Raw genomic sequence first — 24,697 nt, forward strand, 5'->3', positions numbered from 1 at the left:
TTGGATTCATGGCCGGGCTTTCTGTTCAGGATCCGGCCGCGGCTGAGGTGATCAATGCTTTCAGGGTTCCTTTTTGGGAGACCCCGAGGATCCGGGCACTGACGCGCCCTTCTGTGTCGAGCACGAGGGTGGTGGGTACCGCGCGGGGCGGGACGTACTCGGTCATTGCCAGCAGAACGCCGCCATCACTGTCATCAAAGCTGGGGTATTGCACGTTGAAGGTCCGTTCAAAGGCTTCTGAGGTTGCGGCGTCGTCGCGGACGTTGACCCCGTAGAACAGCACGCCTTTGTCCTTGAATTCGGTGTGGAGGGCGGCCAGGTCCGGCGCCTCGACCCGGCACGGTGCGCAGGCTGCATACCAGAAATTGAGGACCACGACCTTCCCGGCCCAGTCCTGGGCAGAAATTCTCTCGCCGTTGAAGAGCCGGCCTTCCAGGGAGACCCGGGCGCCGCGTGACTCGGGTGGGTATTCGTTCACGGACCCGTCGCCAGCGATGTAGTTCTTGTCGTCTCCGGCCTTTGCCTGCTCGGCCAGATCGTCCCGGCTTGCACAGCCGGCAAGGGTGATCAGTGCCCCGCCCAGAGCCAGGATGGTGCGGCGGCGGGCTCCCTGGTGCGCTTGTGGTTGACTGCTCATTGGTTGTCCTTGCTGTTCGTATCAGAGTTCCGGGGGGACGTGCCTAGACGGGCATCAGGAACGTTCCGGCGAGGTTTTGCAGTTGGTAGATCCATTGCACCCACAAGCCGGACACCATCAGCACGCCGAGGATGATAAGCATGACGGCGCCGCCGATGTTCACGGCCCTGATGTGCTTGCGCACCACGGTCAGGACCTTTGACACCCAGTTCAGGCCCAGAGCCACGAGGACGAAGGGGACGCCCAGTCCAAGGCAGTAGACAAAGGCCAGCAAGGCCCCGCGCCAGGCGCTCCCGGCGGTGACGCTCAGGCTGAGGACGGCGCTGAGCGTCGGTCCCATGCAGGGGGTCCAGCCCAGGCCGAATACGATTCCGAGCAGCGGGGCACCGGTAAGCCCGTTGCGGCCGGGGATCTGGAACTTCCGGGTTTGTTGGAGCCAGGAAAACCGTCCGAGCAGCACCAGCCCCATGAGGATGACCACGATCCCCAGGCCCCTCATGAGGGGGTCCTGCCAACGGATCAGCCAGGCCCCGATGGCTCCGAAAGCCGCCCCGTACAGGGTGAACACGGCACCAAAGCCCAGAATAAACAGTGCAACGCCGGCCAGGACACGTCGTCTGTTCCGCGGTTGGGTAGGGTCCGTAAGCCCGGAGACGAAGCCGAGGTAGCCGGGAACCAACGGAAGAATGCAGGGCGACAGGAAGGACACCAGGCCTGCCACGGCCGCCAGGGGCAGTGCCAGCACCAAGGCGCCGGAGGTCACGGTCGATGCAAAGTACTCACCTATGTCCACCGGTCAGCGCCCTTCTTCTTTAAGGGCCTGGGCAGGGGTGCGGACGGATCCGAGCACCAGCAGGCCGACTCCACCGGTGACGAAGACGTCGGCAAGGTTGAAGGTCGGGAACCATCCGGTGTGCAGGAAGTCAACGACCCCTGCCCCGTCCATCCGGTCCACCAGGTTCCCGACGGCGCCGCCGAGCAGCAGGACCGCTCCCGCCCGGGAGATCCGGTTGAATCCGGGAGCCACCCGGTACAGGTAAACAGCCAGCGCCGTCACGATCGCCGCCGTCGCGGCGACGACAATCCACGGGGACAAGGTGGCGCCGAGGCTGAACGCGACACCAGTGTTGTACGCCAATCGGACATTGAGCGGACCGAAGTCCAGGAACTGCCCCTGCCCCATCGTCAGGACCACGGCGGATTTGACCAGCAAGTCAACCAGCGCCAGACCAGCGACCGCCAGTGCCATCGCCGCACGGAACGGGAGCACGGCCTTGGTTTCCTTGCCCCTCATGCCTCCTGACCCGACCCGCGCACAGCTGCCAGCAACGATCCCAAAGCCGGCAGCCCTGCCATGTTCCCAGCAGAAGAGTACATACGGCAGCTCAGCGCCTGGACACCGTCCGGGCGGCCCTCAATGACCCGAAGTTCAGAGTCGATCATGACCTAGCCGTTCCTCGAGTGTGAAACCACGGACGGCCGGCCCGGGGCGGTTTCGAGCGGGATGGGCAGGGCAGGCATTCCTCCGCCGGGAGCGCAGCAGGTTGGGTCCACAGCCAAGACGACGCCCAGAAGGTCAGTGATGGCATGGCCCAGCCTGGCATCGGCCAGCTCGTACCGCATCCGGCGTCCGTCCGGGACTGCCACTACCAAACCGCAGCCGCGAAGGCAGGTCAGATGGTTGGACATACTCTGCCGTGAAACCGACAGCGAGTCGGCGAGGCCGGACGGGTAGCCCGGCGCTTCGGAGAGGGCCAGCAGGATTCTGGCCCTGGTGGGATCCGAGACCGCGTAGCCGAACCGCGCGAGCACCGGGGCGTGCGTGAGGGTTTCCATGCCTTCAAAATTACATTCATCGATGTATCCACGCAATTATGTACTTTTGGCAGGGTGAAGCCCCATGCGTCACTGTCAGGCCTGAACGAGCAGGCCCGTGCCGAACATGATGCCGAGGCCCAGGATGATGCCGGCGCTGCCCAGAGGAGTGAGTATCTTGCCTGTGTGGTCCTTCATCATCGGCAGGATCTTGAGCGCGACCTGGGCGACGGCTCCCGCTCCAAGCCCCAGGAGGAAAGCCGAGAGCGCGGGCTGGTTGATGGTGGCTCCAATGAGTGCACCGGCGATGGCGGGTGCTCCGGCGATCAGGCCCAGCACCGCGAGCCGGCCCAGGCGTGCGGGTTCCTTGGCAAGCGGTGTAACGATGGCGAGGCCTTCGGTGGTGTTGTGGATGGCGAAGCCGACAATCAGGGTGGCCCCGAGGGCCAGGGAACCTACGGCATACGCGGAGCCGATGGCCAATCCTTCACCGAGGTTGTGCAGACCGATGCCGATGGCGATGAGCAGAGCCAACCGGCGTGGAGGCAGGGCGGCGGGTTCTGCGGTGCTGCCGAGGCTCTGGTGTCGGCGCATCCAGGCGTCGGTGCCTTCGAGCACCAGATACGCAACGAGGGCACCGAGGAACACCACCAAGGGTCCGCCAAACGCACCGCTCCCGGTGACGAGTTCCATGCCTTCGAGCGTGGCGTCGAGGGCGAGGAAGGCGAGCAGGCCGACGGTCACGCCGAGCAGGAGTCTGATCCAGGAGGCGGAGGAGCGGCGGATAAAAGGCATCCAAAGCATGCCCAGGGCCACGGGGATCACGCCGACGTAGATGCCGAGCAGGGTCATTAGCCCGAAGAACGAGGTGCCGCGTTCAGGGCTGAGCGCTGCTGCGTCGACGGCGATCGGGATCTTGCCGCCGATCGCAGTGACGAGGGCGATCTCGTAGGGATCCCCGTCTACCCAGTGGTAGCTGATGGTCAGCGTCGTGGTTTCCAGCGGGGCCAGGGTTTCGCGGGTCTGGGTGAAGGCTGCGTAATAGTCCGAGACGTTCACTTGGGCGATCGCGACCGGGTCCGGGCCCTCGTTGCGTGCGGTGATCTGGATTTGGCCCGGCAGGAACCGGACGTCTTCGACGGCAACTTCTTCCTTGGGTGGGATGCCCTCGGAGAGCTTCGCCAACCCCGGTCCGTTCAGCAGGGAGAATACGGCCATCAGGACGGCAATCAGGACCAGCGGTCCGAGACCGAGCAGCCAGCCGGGCGCCGAGGGGCGGCGGCCGTGCGGCGGCGTGGGTGCCGTTGTCGTGGTTTTCTCTTCAATGCTCATGCCGGGGTCACCTCGAAGAAGCCCATCCAGCCGAGTTCGGCGAACTCGGTTTTGTGGGCGTGGAACATGAATTTGCCCGGGTAGGGGAACCGGATTTCAACGATGCCGCGTTGGCCCTGCACCTGGGAGATGGTGTCCGTGAATTCGCTTGGCGTGAGCATGGTGCCGGTGGGGTAGTAGTGGAAGAAGTTTCCGTGGACGTGGAAGGAGTTGATGGGGTCGTATTCAAGCACGTTGATCAGGTGGATGCGTACCAAAGCGTTCTGTTTGACCCGGACGGGGTAGTCCATGAAATGGAAGGGCAGACCGTTGACGGAGTAGAACTCGTTATCGTCTCCGCCGTCGGTGTTGTAGCCGTTCATCACCATGACCATTTCGTCATCCGCCTTCGGACGCCCGTCCTTGGGTTCGATGATGAACCCGCCGTAGAGTCCCTTGGCGATGTGCGGCGCCAAGGGTGACTGGTGGCAGTGGTAGAGGTGCGTGCCGAACGGGGTGGCATCGAACTCGTACGTGAAGCTTTGCCCCGGGGCGATCGAGCCGGCGCCGATGCCGGGCGTGCCGTCCATCTCCGCGCGGTGGACCCCGTGGAAGTGCATGGTGTGCGGGTGCGCGCCGGCATTGGTGAAGTGGATGCGCAGCAGGTCCCCTTCCCGCGCCCAGAGTGTGGGCCCGGGGATCCGCCCGTTGTAGCTCCATCCCGGAAAGGTCACTCCGGGGGCTATTTCGAAGTCCTTATCCACGGCCACGATGTCCCACTCCCGTAGCGTCCGTCCGTCCGGCAGGGTGCTGGTCTTCCCCTTGTCGAAGTCCCGCAGGATGGCGGTGGGGTCGATCCCGGCCCGGCCGACCGGGACGGATCCGCCTGCGAAGCCGGCGTGGCCGGCGTGGCTCATGGAGGTGGCGTCATCCGCGGGAGCAGCAGTGGCCGCGGCCGCGCCGCCGGTGGATGCTCGAGGGGTGGTGTTTTGGGCGGGTGTGCCGTGGCCCGAGTGCGGTCCTGCGCCGTTGGCCGGGGCCTCAAGGGGTGCAAGTGACGAGAAGGCCGGCACTGCGGCGAGGGCTGCGGCGCCGGAGATCATTGACCGACGGCTTAGCAGCTTCTCCAGACTAAATTTCGGCACACCGACTCCTAGATTTCAACGCTGAAAACAATATTGTTCGCTAAGCCTAACATTCTGGAAGTCCGCAAAGTAGTATGAAGCAATGCTCGTAACCGACTTGTCCAACTCAGCCCAGGACTACTTAAAACTGATCTGGACCGCCACGGAATGGTCCGCAACCCCCATTACCGTCAGCTCCATAGCAGGGCGCCTGGGGGTTCGGCCTCCCACGGTATCGGACGGAATCAAGAAACTAGCCGCACAGAACCTGGTCACCCACGCCCCGTACGGCAGCATCGAGCTAACGGCCGAGGGCCGCAAACACGCCGTCGCCATGGTGCGCAGGCATCGTCTCCTGGAGACCTTCCTCGTGCAGTCTCTCGGTTACGGCTGGGACGAGGTCCACGAGGAGGCCGAAATCCTTGAACACGCCGTGTCGGACAAGCTCATCGAACGCATCGATCAGTGTCTGGGCCACCCCACCCGTGATCCGCACGGCGACCCGATACCCTCGCCCGGGGGGCAGCAGCACCAGCCAACCGGAACCCAACTCTCGGTCGCAGAGGCAGGCAGCACCGTGACGGTGACTCGTATTTCCGATGCTGACCCCGAACTGCTGCGCTACTTCACCGAACTGGGTCTTACGCCGGATACGCAGCTATCCATTCAGGAGCACCGACGATTCGCGGATCTCACTACGATCCGTCTCCGTGGCCAGGAACAGAACATCGACCTGGGGGCCTCGGCGTCGGAGGCGATCTGGGTCGTAGCTGTCTAGGCCTGCCCGGGCCGGCCCTGCGGGAAGCTTCATCCTGCCGGTCCGTTGTCCCTCCGACGTCGAGCGTTCCCTGCGGGGCCGCCGTGTAGCTCGCGGGGCCACGATGGCGCGGGAACCACACACCGCCACAGATATGGCCCCTGCGCCACTCAAAACGCGGCCCTGGCAGGGTTTCCTCCGCGGCCCAAACGCGTCAGGTCTCGTCGGCGGGAAGGAAACTGGTGCCACCGTCCCTGGAAACGACGATCCCGTCCGGCGTTACTGCCCAGATCCTGAGGTTCCCGTCGGCGCCTTTGAGGGCCGCTATGGCCAGAACTTCACTGTCGATCATGCCGTTCTTGGTCCACGACTTGCCGGCGTCGGCCGAAGAGTAGGTGGTCCCGTCGGGGGCGACCCCGGCCGCTTCGTCCGGGGTGGCGAAGGCGGCGTACTGGATCAGCGGCCCGGTCTTGTCCAGGGTCCAGGTCGCTCCGCCGTCACTTGAGCGCTGGATACCCGCGGTGGTGGTGCCCAGCACCGTGTCGCTGTCGGGGTGGCCGGCCAGGACGGCTGGGGCGAACATGGCGCCCACGGTGTTCCAGGTCTTCCCGTCGGGGCTGCTGCGCAATTGCCCGTCGAACGCGACGATCCCGGATCTTGTGGTGGTCATGGCGTGGAAGTCGGATTCGCCTTGGCGTGAGAGCTTCTCCCACGTGGTCCCTCCGTCGGTGGACTTGATCAGTCCGAGGGGGTTGGGCAGGTCAGAGCCCGGGCCCGGGTGGCCGGAGGCGTAGAAGACTCCGTCGTTACCGACGGTGAAACCCATCAGGTCGTTCGTGCCGCCGATCTTGCTGGCGGGCTGTTTCGTGACGTCGAACAGCCCGTCGTGGGTGGCCAACAGCACCTGGCTGGTGTCCCCGTTGACGGTCAGTCCGTGGACATGGCTGCTGGGCAGGGGCTTATCCGTCCCGATGGAGGGGGTTGTGGAAGCCTGTGGGCTGGCCGGGGTGCAGGCGGCCAAGGCGAGGAGGACTGCGGCGCCGGCGGCGAGGGTTCTGATTCGCTTGGCAGCGGTGGTCATGGATTGCATGGGAAGCTCCAGGTTGGGGTGAAGACGGGTGTGCGGAGGGCGCCGGCCCCATCGTTGGGAGAAAGGCCGGCGCCGCTGTGGCGGGTTAGAGGGTGGCCAGCAGGGTCTGCATTTCCTGGATCTCGGTTTCCTGGGCGCTGACGATGTCCTTGCTGAGTTGGACAGCTGCGGTGTCCTTGCCGTCCGTGGTTTCTGTCTTGGCCATGGTCACGGCACCTTGGTGGTGGGCGATCATTTGGGTCAGGAACAGCTTCGCGGCCTCAACGCCCTGGGCGGCTTCGAGCTTTGTCATGTCTTCGGCGCCCATCATGCCGTCCATGCTGTGCCCGGTGGGCATCTGGGTGGGTTCGCCCCAGCCTTTCAACCAGCCGGTCATTTTTTCGATCTCCGGTCCCTGTGCGTCCTTGATCCGGGTGGCCAAGGCTGTGACTTCGGCGGGGATGTCCTGTTTCTTGAGGATCATGTCGCTCATCTCCACAGCTTGGGTGTGGTGCGGGATCATCATCTGGGCGAACGTCACGTCAGCGGAGTTATGGTCCGATGCCGTGGCAGGGCTTGATGCGCTGGCGGAGCTGCTGCCGTGGTCCATGCCCGGCGTGGATGTCCCGGAGGAACTGGAACCACCGGCGGCGCCGCAGCCGGCCAAGGCGACCACTGCGGCCACGGCAGTAGCTGCAAGGGGCAAAAACTTCTTCGTGTTCATGAAATCAAGTCCTTCGTAAGAATTTAGGGGACGCAAAGGCGCCCGCACTAAGGGTGGTGGGTGCATCAGCTACGCGCGGGTCAGCCACTACAAGGGCTGGAGGGCGTGAGGAAGAACGGCCTGGGCTGGGCCCGGGCCGGCGGAACGGTTACGTTCTGCTGATGGATAACTCACCCGGTGAAGGACCGACTGGACGGTAGGACCAGGGGACACGAGCCGTGAAGGTCGGAACTGCGGACTGCTCCGTGGTGGAGACCGTATCATCCGGCGCGGGCGCAGTCAGGCCACCGGCGCTGACCGTGGGGATGCAGGACGTGCTCATGGAGTGCTGGCTTGAGCAGTTCCCGGAGCAGGAGCACTGCGCCGGGGAGGCTGCACCGTTCGACACGGACAGCTCTTGGAGCGCGGCGGGCTCCGGCGATGAGACCAGGTGGCTCGCGTGCCCGGATGCGTCGATTCCGGATGTAGACGAACCCGTTCCGGTCGTTTCCGTCATGTCTGCGGAAGCCATTGCGCTGGAGTGTACTGATTGGGTGCCGGTCATGACGTGCATGCCCAGAATTCCGGTGATGAGAGCGAGGATACCGGCTATAAGGGAGGCCGTGAGTAGGGCGGAGCCGGTGATGGCGCGTTGTGCGGCCATGGTGGTCCTCCTCCCTGTGCTTGGTGTTTCTAGGCTAGCGGCACCGGTGCCCTACCCCGGGTGGGGATAGCGTGCCGGTGCCGGTTCACTGTTGGTTCAACGAACTTGCGAGGGGTTCAGTTTCACCCGGCGGAGCAGTTGGGCGTTGAGGGCGACAACGATCGTGGACACTGACATCAGGACTGCTCCGGCTGCCGGGGACAGGACGATCCCGGCGAAGGCCAGCACACCCGCTGCCAAGGGCACCGCGATGACGTTGTATCCGGTGGCCCACACGAGGTTCTGCCACATTTTCGCGTAGCTTGCCCTGGACAGGTCAACCATGGACATCACCGCCCGTGGGTCGTTACCAGCCAGGATCACTCCGGCTGACTCCATGGCCACATCAGTTCCGGCTCCGATGGCGATGCCGACCTCCGCTCGGGCCAGCGCGGGAGAGTCGTTGACCCCGTCACCGACCATTGCCACCTTCATTCCCCGTGCCTGCAGGTCCGCGACTTTCTTGTCTTTATCTGCCGGAAGGACTTCAGCGAAGACCTCATCGATGTTCAGCTCCGCGCCCACCGCGTTCGCTACCTGGGTGGCGTCACCGGTGATCATCGCGACTTTCACGCCCCGGCTCTGCAGGGCTGCTACCGCCTGTCGGGACTCGGGCCGGATGGCGTCCTCAAGACTGACGGCACCCAGGACGCGATCACCGTCGATGACATGAAGCACCGCAGCGCCGCGTTTCATCCACTCCAGGGTTGAAGCGGCCAGGGATTCGGGCTCGGAGAGCCCGAGTTCGCGCAGCAGAGCCGGACCGCCCACTTGGACGGTGCGACCCTCAACGGTGGCGCGCACCCCCCGGCCTGTCATGGATGTGAAACCCTCGGCGTTGGGCAGTTGGAGTCCCTTGTGGTGTGCTGCCCGGACGATGGCACGGGCCACGGGGTGTTCACTGTCGGATTCGACTGCTGCGGCCAGGGCCAGCAGATCATCGGTGTGGCCGCCCTCGGTGGTGGCCGCGTTGCTGACTTCAGGTTCTCCCCTGGTCAGGGTGCCGGTCTTGTCAAACAGCACGACGTCGACGGTGCGCATCCGTTCCAGTGCGATCCGGTTCTTGATCAGCACCCCTGCCCGAGCGGCCTGCTCGGTGGAAATGGCGATCACCAGCGGAATTGCCAGGCCTAGCGCGTGCGGGCAGGCGATGACCAGCACCGTGACGGTGCGGGTCACGGCTTCGGGCAGGCTTCCCAACAGGGTCCAGGCGATGAATGTGATGATCCCTGCGATGGTGGCGAAGTAGAACAGGAACGCCGCGGCACGGTCCGCGAGGGCCTGGGCTTTGGAGGACGAAGCCTGGGCTTCGGCCACCAGACGCTGAATGCCTGCCAGGGCAGTGTCGTCCCCGACCGCGGTCACGGTAACCCGGACGGTGTTGTCCGTGGCCACAGTTCCTGCCACGACGGGATCCCCGACACCCCTGAGTACTGTCTTGGACTCGCCGGTGATCATGGATTCGTCGACCTCTGCCTGCCCGTCCACGATGGTGCCGTCGGCGGGCATCCGTGCCCCGGATCGGACCAGGACCTTGTCCCCGGTCCGAAGTTCGGAGACGGAGACGATTTCCACGCCGGTGCCGGTGATACGTTCGGCTTCATCGGGCAACAGTGCGGCCAAGGCGTCGAGGGCGCCTTGGGCCGAGCCGAGGGCGCGCATTTCGATCCAGTGGCCCAGCAACATGATGGCCACCAGCAGCGCCAGCTCCCACCAGAAGTCCAGATCGAAGTTTCCGATCCGCAGGCTGGTCGCCCAGGACGCCGCGAACGCGACCGTGATGGCCATACTGATCAGCAGCATCATGCCCGGCTGCCGGGACTTCAGCTCGTTCAGACCGCCCTTGAGGAAGGGCATGCCTCCATAGAGGAAAATCACCGTGCCCAGGACGGGCGGGATCCATGCCGAGCCCGGGAACTCCGGCGGCATATACCCCAGGAGATGCCCAAACATGGGGCTGAAGTAGACAACAGGGACTGACAGGGCCAAGGTCAGCCAGAACCTGTCCTTGAACATTGCCGTGCTGTGCCCGGCGTGCTGGCCGTGGCTGTGCACGGCATGATCGTCCCGGTCTTCGTGGCCCTGTGCGTGGTTGTGGTGCTGATGGGCCGCTGGCTCCGGCCCATCCACGTTGCGTGAAGGGATGGTTGTACCGCCCCGGTCCGCTTCACGGACCGGTAACGGGTGGCTGTGATGATGGTTGTGCTCTGCCATGGTGCACTCCTCCAGTTACGGCCGCGGCATCGCACATGGCGGCGCAGGCCGAGTGGGTTCGAACTAGCTGGTCAGGCTGTATCCAGCCGACGCGACTGCGTCGCGGACCGCGGAGAGCCCCGCGGGTCCGGCAACAGTCAGGCGGGAGATTCCGCCGGGGACGAGTGCAACGGTTGCCGTGTCAACGCCGTCGAGGGCAGCGACTGCCTTTTCAACGCTGGCCACGCAGCCGCCACATGTCAGGCCCTCAATGGCGTACTCCACACCGGCGGTGTTCATGCCGGGAGTCTTGCCGGCACCGGTCGAGCAGCAACTACAACCGGACCCGGTGGACGTCAATGGCAGTTCGGTACGTGATGGTGTTTGCATGTCAGTTCCATTCATTGCAGAAGATGCGATGGGTGCTGTGGTTGAACGGCAGTAAAGAGGGACCCCAAAAGTCCTCCGCGACAGACCACTCACTGACAACACGATCAATATACCCCCGGGGGGTATATCGCGCAAGGCTGGTGCAAACTCGTCGTCAGGCATGGGACATGAAGTCTCTTGAGACATCCGTCGTGGAAAGCCATTCTTGAAGCAGCAAACCCTAGGAGACCGCAATGGATCGCACTCACTCCGGCATGGGATCGTCCGTGACCCCGTCAGGGCTGCTCGCGGCCCTGACCCACATCGACACCGTTGGCTTCCACGGCATCGCCACCGTATTGACCGGGGCAGAACCAAAAATAGACCCAATCTGGGCCCCCTGATCCGCAATGCCGGCATCGCGGCCTCAATAACTGCCTGGCCTGAGGAACTGCAGCCCGCCGCAGACTGGTTCATTGCGGCGACCCAACAGCTGATCCCCGTTCTGGAACAACGCGACACCGCCTCCGTCGCAGAGCCAGCAAGAGAACTCCACATTGCGTACCACGCACTCAGTGACGCCGGCTGGACCTACCTTGCCTCAACTACCGGTATCCCGGGTGGCGGGAACGGCCACCGGCATGGTGACCAGCACGAACATCATTAATTGCGAGGCGGCACCGGGGAGGACTCCCGCTGCAGGCGGGCGAAGCCCGGACCGCTGGAAAGCGAATGTAGCGACCGGTTTCCACCCCCCACGTGCAGTCCTGCCCGGATCCCCTGACTCACCCCGATATCAGCAACGCTGATGCCGCGACCGTACCGCAGCTGACGCAAAGGAACTGCCCCGACGCGGTTGCTCTCCCGGAGCCAACCATGAAGCATTGCCGCTGGCCGCGGTCCCATGGAGCCGCGCCCTTCAGGCAGCGCATGAAGTGATACTTTTCGACTCATGAAAAGCGCAGTTCGGCCGTTGTCGTTCCAGGGACCGGCACGAGAACAGTCCGTGGCCCTGGTTTTCCTCGCCGGTGCCATCATCGGGGTGTTGGGCGGCATGATCGGATTGGGCGGCGCCGAGTTCCGGCTGCCGCTGCTGATCGGGGTCTTCGGCTTCGCAGCGTTGCAGGCAATCATCATGAACAAAGCCATGAGCCTGATCGTCGTCATCACAGCATTACCGGCCAGGCTCTTCGCCATCCCGATCGGGGATCTTTCCCCCTACTGGTTTATCGTCCTTAACCTACTGGCTGGAAGCCTCATCGGCGCCTGGATCGGCGCGCACTGGGCCACCAGACTGAAATCAAAAACCCTCTACAGGGTGATCGGGGCGCTGTTGGCGCTCATCGCAGCGCTGCTTTTCTGCACACATTTCTTCGCCGTGGACCCACTCACCGTCGCGGACGCCCCCAGAATCATCGCAGGCGTCGCCGCCGGAGTCATCATCGGGGTCGTGGCAGCCCTCATGGGAGTCGCCGGCGGGGAGCTGCTCATCCCTACGATCGTGCTGCTCTTTGGCACCGACATCAAAATCGCAGGCAGCCTCTCCCTTGCCGTTTCACTGCCCACCATGCTCGTGGCCTTCGCCCGCTTCAGCCGGGACAAGAGCTTCTCCGTCCTCGGACAGAACAAGCGCTTCCTCGTAACCATGACCCTAGGCTCCATTACCGGAACCATCATCGGCGGACTCCTGCTCGGAGTTATCCCATCCCTGGTCCTCCTCCCACTGCTCGTTGCGCTCCTGCTCCTGTCGTCCGTCAAAGTCTGGAACCATGACTCAAGGACGCAAGCCTATTTCTGTGGAAGCTTCACTTCTACTCCCGTGGTTTGAACGCCGATAACCGTGATTATGACAAGTAAAGTTGCTTAAGCTGAAACGCTTGGCAACTTTGGTTGCTATCAGGCATACTGATCACTGTAGCAACCGGAGGCCGATGAAAGGAAGCGCGATGGGCTGGTTCACCGAGGGCAGCGACCACGAGGGCTATGTTGTCTGCGTCTTCGCCGACGGTATGTACGGCTCCGGCGGAAAGCACATGCAGATCAGCCTGATGAACCCGGACGGCACGACCATCTGGGAAATCGACGACCCGGACAGCCCGGCCTGGCGCCCGCCATCGCAGGTGGTCGGTTGGAAAGTCGCCTGCAGCTGCGAACCGTTCAAGAAGCACGTCATTCTGGACACGCTGTGGACCCGAGTCTGGGACCCCGCCGAAGAAGACCTCACCCGCCATCACATCTACGTCGGGGATCCTTCCAGTGATGACGCCACCTACGTCAGCGACCGGGAAGACCTGGAACCGCTGTTCCTGGCTCAATGGCATTCCCATATCGCCCCAGACCTACATCTCCACACCATCCAGACCCTGGGTGAGCAACTCAAGAAGATCGAGATCCAGCTCAATGAGGCCGTCGCCGCAGCCCGGTCCGACGGCATCTCCTGGGACAAGATCGGCAGAGCATTTGGGATCACCCGGCAAGGAGCCCAAAAGCGATGGGATGCAAGCGAACACCCTTCTTCCTGAACCTCGGCGGCATCATCCAGTGACCCTGACCAGAACGGTTATTTGGGAGGCAGGGCTACGGGCTACAGTGGCCGCGACTTGGCGTCGTTAGTCGGGCGTCGCCCGCAGCTACCATTCTCTGGACGTTTTCAACGTGGGTGAGTCCGGGGCCGCAACATGCGGCTTGAATCGATGGTCCCTGTAAGACCGCTGGGGCACTAATCTCCTGCCCGCTTGGGCTTTGGTGACCAGCAGCTCTATCTCCTTAACATCTTCGGCCCTCATCCCCAGTTCGAGGCATCGGTCGGCGATATGTTTAGAGGAAACTCCTGCCCACCTGTGGGGCATGTTCATCAGATCCGCCTTGAGCATGGCCACTTCGTTCCACTTGAGGTGGTTTTGGTATCCGGCTGCCATTTCCGCCAAATATTCGAGGATTCCATCAATCCCGTTCGGTAGTTTATTCACGGCTTTAACCTACGGGCAGGGACTGACAACATAGACCGAAAACCGCTGGCCTCCGCGCACACAACCCGCTACAGGCCGGCGCTTCCCGGCGCCGGAATTGGCGAAGCCCCGGTCAAATAGCGGTTGACCGAAGCTTCGGTTGCATTATGCCCACCCAAAGCTTGAGGTTGGCTGTGAGGACCGCCGACCACCACGGGTACGTCCGCCACCACGGCAGGTGTCTTGCGATGCCTGCGGCTAGAGTTCGCGGCCCTGATCGCGCTGGTCTTGGCGGGCCTGGGCCGCTGCCCGTTCGGCCTGCTGTTTGGCGGCGTCTTTCTGCTCGGCCGTTTCCTGGGTTTGCGGCTGGGACTGCTGCTGCGCCGCGAGCCGTGCGGCGTTCCGCTCGGCCGTGATTTTCTCCAGACGGCTGCGCAGGCGTGGCTTTTCCGTCTGGGCTGGGGTGATTGCCGTTGGCTCCTGGGCGTTGGCTTCCCGGTCCGCGTCGGTTGCGCGCTGCGCGGGCGCTTCAGGGGCGTGGGTGTCCTTGCTGTCCTCGACCGCCCGCAGAGCATCAAGCGTCCGGTCCTGGTCGGTGGTGTGTTCGGGCAGGGCGTGTGAGCGCTTGGAGACGGTCACTGCCTGGTCGTGGAGTTGCTGGCCGATCTCGTCGTTTCTGAACCGCTCTGGCACTGGTGTGGCCTCCGTTTCGGGAACGTTGTAGCGGGCGCGGAGCATTTCGATGCTTGCCGCGGTGTCGCGCCATTGCTGGGCGGCGTCGGGGCGTGCCGGGACGGGTCCGAGTTTCTGTGCCCATTCCGGTGGCATGGCCGCCAGAAGGTGGCCGCGTTCGTCGAACCTTGCGGCGAGGACTTCGCGTCGGGCTGCGAGTTCTTCCTTCCACGGCTGGGGCAGGTACGGGCTTGTCGCCGCGCGTGACGGTGCGAGCCATTCGGGCAACCTGTCCGGCGCCTGCACAGCAGTGGCGGGGCGTGGTGTGAGGGTGCGCAGGCGTTCCTCAGCCCGGGCGCGGGCGGCGATCGTTTCGTGTCCCCATGCACGTTGAGTGTGGGCACCGGCGGCGGGGTTCTGCCCGTAGGCGCTGCGGCCGCCGCGTTCGGCTGTTTCGGCGGTGCGCCGGGATTCTTTGAGTTGTTGGTTGCGGATCCTGTGTTCGTCCTGGAGTGCTCGCAGTTGCTGGTGGGCGCGGCGGGCTTGTGCCGGGTCGTTGATGGAAGTGGTTTCCCGTGCGGTGAAGCGGGTGGTGAAGATCCGTCGTTCAAGTTCGGCGTCGGTGAGCTTGCCGTGTCGGCGGTTGGTCCAGTGGTCGGCTGGTTTCGGGCCGTGGACTGCAGCTGCTTCGCGGGCGGCACGGGCACCGGCCTCGGCTTCTGCGCGGAGGGTGGCCAGCTGCTCATCGGCGAGTCCCTGCAGGGGGCGTTCCCCTGCTTGGGTGATCAGTTCGGGGGCTTTGTCCATGATCTTTTCCACGCGCCAGGCGAGCACGGCGGAGAGGTCATCGGCGGTCTCGAACTCGCGTTGGCCGGCTGCGGTGCGCAGCAGCCCGGCAGGGTCCCAGCCGCCCTGTTCGGCCTTGGCCAGATGCGTGGCCACCGCTCCCCAGGACTCGGCCTCGATGAACTTCTCAGCGTCCGGTCCGAGGATCTGCCGTGCCATGGCCGCCATGCGCAGCGTGTTGGCTTCCTCGGTGACGTAGCGGTACTGATCGGCAAGGGTCAGGGGTGAGTTGATGCGTTCGTATTCGGTGGCCATGGCCTCGTGTGCGGAGGAATCCTGGCTGTGGTTCCCGGCGATAGCGGCCAGAACACTGTCCCGGTCCTGGCCTTCCTCGACGGCGACGAACAGCACGTTCTCATCCCGGCCACGGGTCGCGGCGACGTAGGCGTTCTCACGGGTGGTGGAGGCATCGAGAATGGGGATACCGGCATCGCGGGTCATGCCCTGGGCGCGGTGGGTGGTCACGGCGTAGCCAAGGTGGACGTGCTCTGAGACGTACTCGGCGGGGAGCCGGATCGTCCCGCCGTGCTCGAGGTGACTGACTGACAGGGACCCATCCGCATGGGCTTCTTCCACGGTCCAGAGATCACCGTTCTTTACGACGTCCCGGCCACGCTTGACCTTCATCTGGGAGTCGTTCAGACGGGTCACTACGTGGTCCCCGGCCCATGCGTGGGAGCCGTCGCGCAGCTGCACGGAAGTTCCGGTGCCGGCGACCTCGCCGGTCTCGATCCTGTAGGCCTGGGCGCGTTCGGAGAGACGTTGGGAGCTTTCATTGGTCGGCGCCATCATCACCGCGGCGTCGCCCTGATTCAGGCGGCTCTGCCACAACCCGAAGGCCAACCCTTCCACGGTTTCGATGCTTCCAGCCTGGACGCGTCCGTTGTCCTTGTACCAAGCGAACGGATCAGCCTCATGCTCGGTGGGCGTACGCAGAAGCAAGGACGCTTCCGCTTCTTCGGGGCTGTGGAACCGGTGAATGGTCTCCAGTTCCGTTGCGCCAACTTCGTTGATCAGCAACCGCAGCGCGCCACCTGCTTGGACGGCTGAGAGCTGCCGGTCATCTCCGATGAGCCGGACAAGTCCGCCGCGGGCCTCCACTGCCCGTACGACGTCGGCGAGTTTGCCGGTGCCCTGCATACCGGCTTCATCAACGATCACGAGGGTGCCGGGAGTGACTTTGAACGCCTCGTTGGGGCTGAGCAGGAACTTGTCCGTCGTCGCCGCGGTGATGCCCAGCTGTTCGCCCAGGTTCGCTGCCGCCACAGCGGACGGTGCAAGGCCGATGACCCTGCCGCCGGCGTGGGTGATCGCGGCCCGGACCAAGCCCATGGAACTGGATTTACCGGTACCGGCGGCACCGATGCCCACGGCCAGGAGCTTCGATGATGTAGCGAATTCGCGTGCCAGTTCGATCTGTCCGGCGTCCAGCGGGTGGGACTTTTCGCCGGTGGCCACGGCGAGGTTGTAGGCGTCCACGGCGGCGTCGAAGTCCTGCATGGATGCTGCCGGGATGACGTCCTGCTTACCGGCCCGCAGCAACAGGTTTTCGTCTTCGAGGATCTTCGTGGAGGTGTACCGGGTATCGGTGCGGTGGTTGAAGTCAGCCGTTCCGGCGTTTCTCGTGAGTGCCTCGAACCGGCCGTGAACCTGGTCCGGGGTGATGCGCACGGATGCCGTGCTGAGGCTGTGGGAGACCACTTGTTCCACGGTCCCTGCCGGGACAGGTCCGTGTTCGACGGCGTATTCGCGTGCCCAACGGTTGGCCTCGGCCATGACGTTCTGCGCAGTCCAGGTGGAGCGCTTGTCAGAAACGGCCGCGACGATCTGACGCGCCGTCGCGTCAATATCAATGTCGGCAGCCACGGGACGCAGTGTCCGGGAACGGGCACCGGTGATGCGGGTCAGGTCCTTCTCCGTGAACAGAGTGCCGGCTTCCTGCCGCCATGCCTTGGCCTGCTCGGCGAGAGTCTTGGGCTTCTCTTTGTCGGGCCGGGTGTCCAGTGTTGCGGCCTGCGCGAGCTTGATCAGGGCGGCTTGGTCGGGGCTGTGGCCGTGCTGTTCTTCGTACGCCTGGCGCAGTTCGGTCAGGCTCGAACGGATCCCAGCGCTGCGCTTGGAAAAGAGCGCATTCAGTTCCCGCGGAACGGACGCTACTTCCATGACGGGCTGCTTGGAGCCGTTGACCGTGCGGGCTTCGAACTGAACACCGTGCTCTTCAAGGTAGGCCTGAATCTGGGTGTTGTAGTGCTCCGAGACGGCCACGGCAGAGCGGTGAAGCAGCTTGCCGTCGATGGTCTTCCAGTTACCTTGAAGGTCCTGGACCTTGTTGGAGACCACAAGGTGGGTGTGCAGGTTCGGATCCCCGAGACGGGAATCGTGGTGCCGGAATGCCGTCGCCGTCAGTCCACCTTTGACGGAGGTCTGGGCAATGCCGTTGGTACCCAACCGGGTAGCCAAGGCGTGGGTTTCCAGATACTCCACGGACTTCTTCAATGCCGCTTGGTGGGCTTCTTCGACCAGACGGCGGGTGTCGGTATCGCCAAGAGCCCACAGAACGGAGATGCTTTTCACGGGGGTAAAGGTCAGGTCGTACCCGGCCACGGCGTTCTGCTGGGGCCGCAACTGGGCGGTGATGTACTTGCCCAGTTCCTCCTTGGAAGCCGGCGGGCGTCCGTGTCCCTCACGGAACATCACCGCCCCTGCTGTGGCCCGTATGCGGTGCCGTTCGGCTGCCGTGGGCTTGCGGCCCTGCATGCGTTCGAAGTCGCTCTCGCGGACGCTGATGGCCTGTGACAGGGCGTTGTCCTTGGGGCCGTAGTCGTAGTAACGGCGGCCCAGTTTCGCCTCGGCTTGGGCGGCTTTCTCGGCCGCTTTGGCAGAGAGACCGTCAGCCATCTTGGCAGCCAGCATGGCTTCGTATTCGGGGTGCCGGCCCTGCCCGAAAAGGTTGGCCATTTGGGCTTCGGTGACGGGCCCCGAGACGCCGAGCGCTTCGGCTCCGCGGCCGAGCCACTGGCCCGGCGGAAGGCCCTGGACGGTGTAGTAGTCGCCCAACTGGCGGTCGCCTGCGCGCAGCTCATCACCGCTGGCGGTCTCCTGTGTGTAGTACAGGTAACCGGTGCCAGCACTGAGAACGTGCAGCGACATCATGCCCCGATTCTAGCGGAATCGACCTCATTTATTCGAAATGCAAGAGGTGTGACTGAATTTGGTGTTTTGAGCTTGATGCGAGCTAGCGAGTATCGGTTCGAAAAACGTCGGATTGAGTCCATCAGGATTGATGCGAGTATCCATATGAAAAGCGGCAGCTTTGATTGTTGATACTCGCTGGCAGGGGTTATGCACAGCTCGATAAGGAACAGAGGTTCCATGCCTGCCCAGGGCAAGTTGTGTCTAACTCCTGCCAGCGCACACAAACCGACCGGGCCGCCCCGCCCGGCCCTTCCAGATCGAACACGCGTTGGCTTCTAACCGCTAGGTTTCCGGTTGGCCAAGTGCCTTCTGCAAGAATGGGGACCGGAGACAGAAAACCGACCACACCAAAGGGGGCCGTGATGGCTGGCAAGACACGCAACACGATGATCGTTCAGGCACGCCGGAAGACCGAGGAGTTGGCCGCGAAACGGCGCGAACGCGAAGCGACGCTTCAGTCGCTGGCTACCGACTACCATGCCGCAACGATGATGGCCGAAGCCGGGGTGGAAGAAGCCGAACGGCAGGCAGCAGAACTGATCGCCACGGCAAAGAAGAACGCGGCTGCGGCTATTGATGACGCGAAGGAAACTGTTCGCAAGATGCTCGCCACCGGCGAGACCAGGCAGGGCATCGCCGAGCTCCTGGACGTCAGCGTTTCCTACGTCCGCAGCATCAACGTAGCCACACCGAAAAAGGCCAAGGCTGGGGCCGATGCTGCGACTGCCGAGGTCCAGGATTCAGAAGAGAGTGGGAGCGTCGGGGTCGTGTCCGGACATGAGGGGTCGGATCACTGACTCATCCCACCCGTGGTCTTTGAGCGCATCACGGAGCTGCCGCGACTGAGCGGTGAAGTTAGCGCGACCGACGCCGCGCCAACGCCACGAATGGGCGTTGGCGTGGCGTCTCTTTTGTGACCGGTCAATCAGGTTCTCCGCTTGTGTGCCAGGAACCAGGTGACTGTCAGGTCCGCCCGTCGCTCGGACACAGATCGGGATATCGCAGGAGTGCAGGAGCTTGGTGACAGGGTCCAGTTGTTCACCGGTCAGCAACAGATGAGCGAAGCGCTGTGGACGGACAGCCTGTTGACCTGTCGGGGTCTTGATCCAGTACCGGCCATAACCGTCATCGCCGACCGCACCGGTCCACAGCCAGCAGTCATTCTAAGTGGCACGGCGACCATCGTCGAAGAGGACGGAACCAGTTTCGAGGTCGGCCCCGGAACGTTGTTCGTCACGCCGGCAGGGTGGACGGGCACGTGGACGGTCCATGAAACCCTCAGGAAAATGTGGGTAGTGACAGACCTTCCCCAGGACTAGAAACCAAACGAGGGGCCTATCGCGGAATGATTTTTGAGCCCCTCGTCTCCTGACTACCATGACTGGAGTTGACTTCAGGCGGGAACTCCAGCTGATTTGGCATGAATCGGTCTGGGTCCTTTTCGCATCATTCACTCTCGTAGAGGCTTGTCGGGAGCGAAGATTTCCGTCGACATCGGAAGTAACCCCCTGTTTCCCGGCTCTTGATACGGCATCCACAAGGGTCTTATCTATCGTCGTCATCCCACGAGATACGCCTGAAAAGGTGCAGTTGGCAACACGGCCTAATGCAGAGAACCTTTGGAGAAGAAGGCTTCCCAACTCACTCCGGTCAAGCATACGGCTCACCCCCGCGCCCCGAACTCTGATCTTGCAAAGGACTTACCCTTGAGCACGTTAGTTATGAACCAAGCTATCAACCACTTCATTGACGGCGCTGAGACCACCGGTGAGGGCGACCGCACCCAGCCGGTGTACAACCCGGCGACCGGCCAGGTTTCGGCGGAACTGCGCCTGGCCAACGAAGCCGATTTGAATACCACCGTGGCTGCGGCGAAGAAGGCCGCGGAGTCCTGGGGCGATATTTCCCTGGCCAAGCGCACCGGGGTGTTGTTCAAGTTCCGTGAGCTCGTCGCCGCGCATGTGGACGAACTCGCCGAGCTGATCACCGCCGAGCACGGCAAGGTCCTCTCCGATGCGAAGGGCGAGATCGGCCGTGGCCTGGAGGTCATCGAGTTCGCCTGTGGCATCCCGCAGCTGCTCAAGGGCGATTACTCGGACCAGGTCTCTACCGGCATCGATGTGTTCTCCTTCCGTGAACCCCTGGGCGTCGTGGCCGGTATCACCCCGTTCAACTTCCCGGTGATGGTGCCGTTGTGGATGGCCCCGATGGCTATCGCGACCGGTAACGCGTTCATCCTCAAGCCTTCCGAGCGTGACCCGTCCGCGCCGATGCTGCTGGCCAAGCTCTGGAAGCAGGCCGGCCTGCCCGATGGCGTGTTCCAGGTCCTGCACGGCGGCAAGGAAACCGTCGACGGGCTCCTGACCCACCCGGACGTGGATGGGATCTCCTTTGTTGGTTCCACCCCGATCGCCCAATACGTCCACGAGACCGCCACCAAGCACGGCAAAAGGGTCCAGGCCCTGGGCGGGGCGAAGAACCACGCGATCGTGATGCCCGACGCGGACCTGGACAACGCCGCCGACCACCTTGCCGCCGCCGCGTTCGGCTCCGCCGGGGAGCGCTGCATGGCCATCTCCGTCGCCGTCGCCGTGGGGGACGCAGCGGAGCTGATCGTGAAAAAGGTTCAAGAACGCGCCCTGGCCATCAAGGTCAAGAACGGCACCGAACCCGACGCCGAGATGGGCCCGGTCATCACCCCGGCCTCCAAGGAACGCATCCTCCGGATCGTCACCGAAGCCGAAACCGCCGGAGCGGCCATGGTCGTGGACGGCCGCGACCTGGTGGTCCCCGGCCACGAAGACGGCTTCTGGGTGGGCCCCACCGTGATCGATCACGTGAGCACCGAAATGACCGCCTACACCGAGGAAATCTTCGGGCCCGTCCTGGTAGTGGTCCGCGTCGCGGACTTGGAGGAGGGCATCGCCCTGATCAACTCCAACCCCTACGGCAACGGCACCGCGATCTTCACCTCCTCCGGAGCGAACGCCCGCAAGTTCCAGCGCTCGGTGACCGTGGGCATGGTCGGCATCAACGTGCCCCTGCCCGTCCCGGTGGCCTACCACTCCTTCGGTGGATGGAAGAACTCCCTCTTCGGCGACAAGCACATCTACGGCCCCGAAGGCGTCTCCTTCTACACCCGCGGCAAAGTCATCACCTCACGCTGGCCCGAACCCACCCACGCCTCCGGCGCCTCCTACAACTTCCCCTCCAACTAGATCCCCACTTAGCCCGATACTGAAAGACGCCACCGGTATGCCCACCATCGCCAAGGCCTATGTAGCTTCTTCTCCGACATCGGGCCTTGAGCCTGGCACCGTGGAACGGCGGGATCCCGGTGACTTTGATGTGTTGATCGCCATCAAATACACCGGGATCTGCCATTCCGACATCCACGCTGCCCGCGGCGACTGGGCAGGGGTTCAGTTCCCTCTGGTGGTCGGTCACGAGATCGCCGGCGTGGTGACGGCCGTCGGCCGGAAGGTCACCCGCCACGTGGTGGGGGACAGGGTTGGGGTCGGTTGCTTTGTTGATTCCTGCAGGGAATGCGCCAACTGCCGTCAGGGCGAGGAACAATACTGTTTGCAAGGCTCTACCAGCACCTATAACTCGTTCGGCCGTGACGGCCTCCCCACTGCCGGTGGTTACAGCACCAGCATCGTGGTCGATGAGAACTACGTCCTGAACATCCCCGAGGGCATTTCCCTCCAGGCTGCGGCACCCCTGATGTGTGCGGGTATCACCATGTACTCGCCGCTGCGTCACTGGCGGGCAGGGCCAAGGAAACGCGTCGCCATCATCGGCATGGGCGGACTCGGCCACATCGGCGTCAAGATCGCCGTCGCGATGGGAGCCGAGGTAACAGTCCTCAGCCAGACACTGAAGAAGCAGGAGGACGCCTTCCGGCTCGGCGCCCAACAGTACTACGCAACATCCGAACCCGAAACGTTCGAATACCTCAAAGGCCGGCTCGATCTGATCATCAACACCGTCTCCGCGGACATCGACGTGGACGCCTACCTCTCCCTGCTCGCCCTTGGCGGCACCATGGTCCTGGTAGGCCTGCCCTCGAAACCATTGAGCCAACGCGCCTGGTCCCTCATCGGAATGCGACGCACCCTCACCGGCTCCAAAATGGGAGGCATCCGCCAAACCCAGGAAATGCTGGAGTTCTGCGCCGCAAAAGGCCTCGGAGCAGACGTGGAAGTCATCCCGGCCCACCAGATCAACCAAGCCTTCGAACGGGTCCTGGCCAGCGACGTCCGGTACCGCTTCGTCATAGACGCGGCAACACTCTGAGAAAACGCCAGCGTTTCTTCCTATTCTGCCTTCGACGGTGCTCGTCGCCTGTCTGAAACCTTGGACTGGCCTCGAGCGGACGAGGTTCGGGGGAGAATACTGGCTACGTGCCAGCAGGGGCACAGACTGATGCGCGCAAGCGCGTCAGTCTGTGCCCGGTCCTGAAGATATGAGCAGCGGCATCATTTCGGCCCAACAGTGGGCCTAGCTTAGTCATTGACCCTAAAGCATCAGGAGCGCGGCGCACCTCAATCGACGCTCCCGTTTGTCGTCGCCCCATTACACCGGAGTAGGCCATCTCCATGTTGGGGGCCGCAAGGGTAAGATTTCAATACCGTCGCGCAGGCGAAGTGGTCGGTTACCGCCACTGACCTGATCGCAGGAACGTGAGACGTAATGCGGTCCTGGAGGTCAACGGACAACTGCGAAGCCGCCGGAACGAAGGCAACGCGGTACACCGAAGTCGCGGTGCGACCGCGACCACCCAACATCCTCTGGCTGTTGGTTCATGCGTAGAAGGTTCGGGTCAGGCATCCGCAATTACGCGACTCGGTGACCACGGTCTGGGGCTGTCTTTGATCCAACGGCATGGGCGGGGGATTTGGGGACGAAGAGTCGAAAAAATACAGCTGAAATTGCCGCAAAGAGGGTCAGCAGAAGCCAGGGAGCGACGGCAGTTGTTGATGGAGTGGTGGCGAGTTCGTAGAGCGGGGCCAGCATGGCATTCCCGAAGACGACTGCCAGTCCGCCGGCGCTGGCCAGCAGCCCATAAAATGCGCCTGTAGGACGGCCCGCGGAGAACTCCAGGACCAGCCCCATCGCCATGGGCAAAACGCACATGTTTCCGAGGGCAATGCCGGTGACCAGCAGAACGGCAGGTAGAACTGGGAGAGCCGATGGCGCGGGGAACACGGACATTACCGCAAGCGCAGCGAATCCTAAGGACTGAAGGGAAAAACCAAGGGGAAGCGCTATTTTGGGCCCAGCGTGTCGCATCCATCTGGCAATCGGCCATTGGAGGGTAATGGTCAGGACGGATGCATAGGCAAAGACCACCGCCAGGGCATGCACCCCTGCTCCGCTGTGTTCGAGCTCTATCGGGAGGCCGAAATACAGTTGGTTGGCTGCCAGCAGGTTGATGCTAAAGAAGGCGGCAAACCCCAGGAATTTCTTTTCCTTGAGGCAGGACCCAAGGCCCGGCGGCCTGGTATCGCTCGGCGTACTTGCTTTGGCTCTGCTGGCACGGGGCTGGGTTCTTGGTAGAAAAAGCCAAAAGACCACAGCCATCAGTGCAAAGACACCGGCGCCTACCACCAAGGAGGTGTCAAAGCCCGTGTTGAGGAGCAAGGATCCCAGAAGTGGACCGACGACTGTACCTACTTCACCGCAAACCACAAGCAACGCAAAGAGCGTGGAACCTTGGCTTTTCTGAGGGGCAGCGGAAATGCTCCCGTCGGCTAACTTTACCGGATCATCCTGTTGTCTTTGACCCCTCCGCAGCAGTTGCTACGAGACTCTGCATTGCAGGGGAAAACAGTGCGCCGCCTATGCCCGTGACGACCGCCCCGAAAAGAAACATAGGAAAGTCTGCCGCCCAAGCAAGGAGAAGAAACCCTGAAATTCTCACCAAACAGCCTGTGATCATTGACTCCCTCGCCCCCCAATGGTCAGCAAGCGCTCCGCCAAGCAGAAACAGGCCCTGTTGGACAAACGTTCGCGCGCCAAGGACGATCCCTATCGCCATCGCGCTGAGACCGAAGTCGTTCCGCATGGCAACAGCCAGGAAAGGGCACCACTGAATAGAATCCGATGTTGAAAATGAGCTGACTCGCCAGGAGCAACTGGGGAGCGGCTTCTACTCGGTGTCTACGTCGAGCGGCGAACTGAGTGGTGGATCTGTGTCTGATCTTCCGGATCACCTGTTGCTCGCGAACATACCGAGCTCAAGCTTGGGCAGAAGGGCTTCCGAAGATGTTGTCAGCGTACTAGGACCACGGTGGCTGGCTCGTGGCACGTACTGGACTGAGCGGGTCAAATCCATCATGGGCAGATAGGG

General features: G+C 63.2%; 24 protein-coding genes. 8 read left to right on the forward strand and 16 right to left on the reverse strand.

The window, feature by feature from the left end:
* Positions 1–25: 25 nt before the first annotated feature.
* From FQP90_RS13105 to FQP90_RS13130, 7 genes are all read right to left on the reverse strand, one after another.
* Positions 26–637, reverse strand: coding sequence for a TlpA family protein disulfide reductase (locus tag FQP90_RS13105; RefSeq protein WP_144651154.1), 612 nt, complete (start codon positions 635–637; stop codon positions 26–28).
* 43 nt (positions 638–680) lie between these two features.
* A complete protein-coding gene (locus FQP90_RS13110; RefSeq protein WP_144651157.1) occupies positions 681–1,430 on the reverse strand; it encodes a cytochrome c biogenesis CcdA family protein in 750 nt (249 codons plus the stop codon).
* 3 nt (positions 1,431–1,433) lie between these two features.
* On the reverse strand, positions 1,434–1,931 hold the full coding sequence (gene lspA / locus FQP90_RS13115; RefSeq protein WP_144651160.1) for a signal peptidase II: 498 nt from the start codon (positions 1,929–1,931) through the stop codon (positions 1,434–1,436).
* Positions 1,928–2,080, reverse strand: coding sequence for a hypothetical protein (locus FQP90_RS23315; RefSeq protein WP_167510482.1), 153 nt, complete (start codon positions 2,078–2,080; stop codon positions 1,928–1,930). The genes lspA and FQP90_RS23315 overlap by 4 nt, the downstream gene beginning before the upstream one ends.
* Before the next feature lie 3 nt (positions 2,081–2,083).
* On the reverse strand, positions 2,084–2,473 hold the full coding sequence (locus FQP90_RS13120) for an ArsR/SmtB family transcription factor (RefSeq protein WP_244296760.1): 390 nt from the start codon (positions 2,471–2,473) through the stop codon (positions 2,084–2,086).
* Positions 2,474–2,548: 75 nt separating this feature from the next.
* Positions 2,549–3,784, reverse strand: a complete 1,236-nt coding sequence (locus FQP90_RS13125; protein WP_144651163.1) for a ZIP family metal transporter — start codon at positions 3,782–3,784, stop codon at positions 2,549–2,551.
* A complete protein-coding gene (locus FQP90_RS13130) occupies positions 3,781–4,908 on the reverse strand; it encodes a multicopper oxidase domain-containing protein (RefSeq protein ID WP_244296761.1) in 1,128 nt (375 codons plus the stop codon). The genes FQP90_RS13125 and FQP90_RS13130 overlap by 4 nt, the downstream gene beginning before the upstream one ends.
* Before the next feature lie 82 nt (positions 4,909–4,990).
* Between FQP90_RS13130 and FQP90_RS13135 the strand changes: the two genes are divergently transcribed.
* Positions 4,991–5,665, forward strand: a complete 675-nt coding sequence (locus tag FQP90_RS13135; protein WP_144651166.1) for a metal-dependent transcriptional regulator — start codon at positions 4,991–4,993, stop codon at positions 5,663–5,665.
* A gap of 193 nt (positions 5,666–5,858) precedes the next feature.
* Here FQP90_RS13135 and FQP90_RS13140 read toward each other — a convergent pair whose 3' ends face one another.
* The 5 genes from FQP90_RS13140 to FQP90_RS13160 all read right to left on the reverse strand — a co-directional run bounded on the left by FQP90_RS13140 (position 5,859) and on the right by FQP90_RS13160 (position 10,612).
* Entirely contained in the window at positions 5,859–6,734 is an 876-nt protein-coding gene (locus tag FQP90_RS13140) for a F510_1955 family glycosylhydrolase (protein ID WP_144651168.1), read from the reverse strand.
* 85 nt (positions 6,735–6,819) lie between these two features.
* Positions 6,820–7,437, reverse strand: a complete 618-nt coding sequence (locus FQP90_RS13145; protein ID WP_144651172.1) for a DUF305 domain-containing protein — start codon at positions 7,435–7,437, stop codon at positions 6,820–6,822.
* Positions 7,438–7,585: 148 nt separating this feature from the next.
* The gene (locus tag FQP90_RS13150; RefSeq protein ID WP_144651175.1) at positions 7,586–8,080 is read right to left on the reverse strand and encodes a DUF6153 family protein; all 495 of its coding nucleotides are present in this window, start codon (positions 8,078–8,080) and stop codon (positions 7,586–7,588) included.
* Between the two features lie 96 nt (positions 8,081–8,176).
* The gene (locus FQP90_RS13155; RefSeq protein ID WP_144651178.1) at positions 8,177–10,333 is read right to left on the reverse strand and encodes a copper-translocating P-type ATPase; all 2,157 of its coding nucleotides are present in this window, start codon (positions 10,331–10,333) and stop codon (positions 8,177–8,179) included.
* A gap of 63 nt (positions 10,334–10,396) precedes the next feature.
* Positions 10,397–10,612, reverse strand: a complete 216-nt coding sequence (locus tag FQP90_RS13160; protein ID WP_144651181.1) for a heavy-metal-associated domain-containing protein — start codon at positions 10,610–10,612, stop codon at positions 10,397–10,399.
* A 323-nt stretch (positions 10,613–10,935) separates the two neighbouring features.
* On the opposite strand from FQP90_RS13160, the gene FQP90_RS23320 reads away from it, so the two are divergent.
* The 3 genes from FQP90_RS23320 to FQP90_RS13170 all read left to right on the forward strand — a co-directional run bounded on the left by FQP90_RS23320 (position 10,936) and on the right by FQP90_RS13170 (position 13,203).
* The gene (locus FQP90_RS23320) at positions 10,936–11,085 is read left to right on the forward strand and encodes a hypothetical protein (protein ID WP_167510483.1); all 150 of its coding nucleotides are present in this window, start codon (positions 10,936–10,938) and stop codon (positions 11,083–11,085) included.
* A 548-nt stretch (positions 11,086–11,633) separates the two neighbouring features.
* Positions 11,634–12,509: a sulfite exporter TauE/SafE family protein gene (locus FQP90_RS13165; RefSeq protein WP_144651184.1), complete on the forward strand. Its 876-nt coding sequence runs from the start codon at positions 11,634–11,636 to the stop codon at positions 12,507–12,509.
* 118 nt (positions 12,510–12,627) lie between these two features.
* Entirely contained in the window at positions 12,628–13,203 is a 576-nt protein-coding gene (locus FQP90_RS13170; RefSeq protein WP_167510484.1) for a hypothetical protein, read from the forward strand.
* Positions 13,204–13,311: 108 nt separating this feature from the next.
* On the opposite strand, the gene FQP90_RS13175 is transcribed toward FQP90_RS13170, so the two are convergent.
* Both FQP90_RS13175 and mobF read right to left on the reverse strand, forming a co-directional pair.
* Positions 13,312–13,650, reverse strand: a complete 339-nt coding sequence (locus FQP90_RS13175; protein ID WP_144651187.1) for a hypothetical protein — start codon at positions 13,648–13,650, stop codon at positions 13,312–13,314.
* A 237-nt stretch (positions 13,651–13,887) separates the two neighbouring features.
* Positions 13,888–18,300 (reverse strand): MobF family relaxase, encoded by a 4,413-nt coding sequence (gene mobF / locus FQP90_RS13180; protein WP_144651190.1) that lies wholly within the window; start codon positions 18,298–18,300, stop codon positions 13,888–13,890.
* 404 nt (positions 18,301–18,704) lie between these two features.
* Between mobF and FQP90_RS13185 the strand changes: the two genes are divergently transcribed.
* From FQP90_RS13185 to FQP90_RS13205, 4 genes are all read left to right on the forward strand, one after another.
* Entirely contained in the window at positions 18,705–19,139 is a 435-nt protein-coding gene (locus tag FQP90_RS13185; RefSeq protein ID WP_144651193.1) for a hypothetical protein, read from the forward strand.
* Positions 19,140–19,298: 159 nt separating this feature from the next.
* Positions 19,299–19,661 carry a cupin domain-containing protein gene (locus FQP90_RS23655; protein ID WP_244296762.1) on the forward strand — a complete coding sequence of 121 codons (363 nt, stop codon included), beginning with the start codon at positions 19,299–19,301 and terminating at the stop codon, positions 19,659–19,661.
* A gap of 402 nt (positions 19,662–20,063) precedes the next feature.
* Positions 20,064–21,560 (forward strand): CoA-acylating methylmalonate-semialdehyde dehydrogenase, encoded by a 1,497-nt coding sequence (locus FQP90_RS13200; protein WP_144651274.1) that lies wholly within the window; start codon positions 20,064–20,066, stop codon positions 21,558–21,560.
* Positions 21,561–21,597: 37 nt separating this feature from the next.
* Positions 21,598–22,641: an NAD(P)-dependent alcohol dehydrogenase gene (locus FQP90_RS13205; RefSeq protein ID WP_144651195.1), complete on the forward strand. Its 1,044-nt coding sequence runs from the start codon at positions 21,598–21,600 to the stop codon at positions 22,639–22,641.
* Between the two features lie 540 nt (positions 22,642–23,181).
* Here the strand turns inward: FQP90_RS13205 and FQP90_RS13210 are convergent.
* Positions 23,182–24,036, reverse strand: a complete 855-nt coding sequence (locus FQP90_RS13210) for an MFS transporter (RefSeq protein WP_280115974.1) — start codon at positions 24,034–24,036, stop codon at positions 23,182–23,184.
* Between the two features lie 76 nt (positions 24,037–24,112).
* Complete coding sequence (locus tag FQP90_RS23775) at positions 24,113–24,412, reverse strand: MFS transporter (protein WP_306439412.1); 300 nt, start codon at positions 24,410–24,412, stop codon at positions 24,113–24,115.
* Positions 24,413–24,697 lie beyond the last annotated feature (285 nt).

Source organism: Paenarthrobacter nitroguajacolicus (assembly GCF_007786235.1).
GTDB classification, from domain to species: domain Bacteria; phylum Actinomycetota; class Actinomycetes; order Actinomycetales; family Micrococcaceae; genus Arthrobacter; species Arthrobacter nitroguajacolicus_A.

Bases quoted from the DNA above. Each gene is read 5' to 3' on its own strand.
- FQP90_RS13185 (WP_144651193.1), top strand. From the start codon at position 18,705: ATGGCTGGCAAGACACGCAACACGATGATCGTTCAGGCACGCCGGAAG.
- FQP90_RS13205 (WP_144651195.1), top strand. From the start codon at position 21,598: ATGCCCACCATCGCCAAGGCCTATGTAGCTTCTTCTCCGACATCGGGC.
- FQP90_RS13120 (WP_244296760.1), bottom strand. From the start codon at position 2,473: ATGGAAACCCTCACGCACGCCCCGGTGCTCGCGCGGTTCGGCTACGCG.
- FQP90_RS13145 (WP_144651172.1), bottom strand. From the start codon at position 7,437: ATGAACACGAAGAAGTTTTTGCCCCTTGCAGCTACTGCCGTGGCCGCA.
- FQP90_RS13165 (WP_144651184.1), top strand. From the start codon at position 11,634: ATGAAAAGCGCAGTTCGGCCGTTGTCGTTCCAGGGACCGGCACGAGAA.
- FQP90_RS13155 (WP_144651178.1), bottom strand. From the start codon at position 10,333: ATGGCAGAGCACAACCATCATCACAGCCACCCGTTACCGGTCCGTGAA.
- FQP90_RS23320 (WP_167510483.1), top strand. From the start codon at position 10,936: ATGGATCGCACTCACTCCGGCATGGGATCGTCCGTGACCCCGTCAGGG.
- FQP90_RS13105 (WP_144651154.1), bottom strand. From the start codon at position 637: ATGAGCAGTCAACCACAAGCGCACCAGGGAGCCCGCCGCCGCACCATC.
- FQP90_RS13170 (WP_167510484.1), top strand. From the start codon at position 12,628: ATGGGCTGGTTCACCGAGGGCAGCGACCACGAGGGCTATGTTGTCTGC.
- FQP90_RS13135 (WP_144651166.1), top strand. From the start codon at position 4,991: ATGCTCGTAACCGACTTGTCCAACTCAGCCCAGGACTACTTAAAACTG.
- FQP90_RS13140 (WP_144651168.1), bottom strand. From the start codon at position 6,734: ATGCAATCCATGACCACCGCTGCCAAGCGAATCAGAACCCTCGCCGCC.
- FQP90_RS23775 (WP_306439412.1), bottom strand. From the start codon at position 24,412: ATGCGGAACGACTTCGGTCTCAGCGCGATGGCGATAGGGATCGTCCTT.
- FQP90_RS13200 (WP_144651274.1), top strand. From the start codon at position 20,064: ATGAACCAAGCTATCAACCACTTCATTGACGGCGCTGAGACCACCGGT.
- FQP90_RS13150 (WP_144651175.1), bottom strand. From the start codon at position 8,080: ATGGCCGCACAACGCGCCATCACCGGCTCCGCCCTACTCACGGCCTCC.
- mobF (WP_144651190.1), bottom strand. From the start codon at position 18,300: ATGATGTCGCTGCACGTTCTCAGTGCTGGCACCGGTTACCTGTACTAC.
- lspA (WP_144651160.1), bottom strand. From the start codon at position 1,931: ATGAGGGGCAAGGAAACCAAGGCCGTGCTCCCGTTCCGTGCGGCGATG.
- FQP90_RS13160 (WP_144651181.1), bottom strand. From the start codon at position 10,612: ATGAACACCGCCGGTGTGGAGTACGCCATTGAGGGCCTGACATGTGGC.
- FQP90_RS13125 (WP_144651163.1), bottom strand. From the start codon at position 3,784: ATGAGCATTGAAGAGAAAACCACGACAACGGCACCCACGCCGCCGCAC.
- FQP90_RS23315 (WP_167510482.1), bottom strand. From the start codon at position 2,080: ATGATCGACTCTGAACTTCGGGTCATTGAGGGCCGCCCGGACGGTGTC.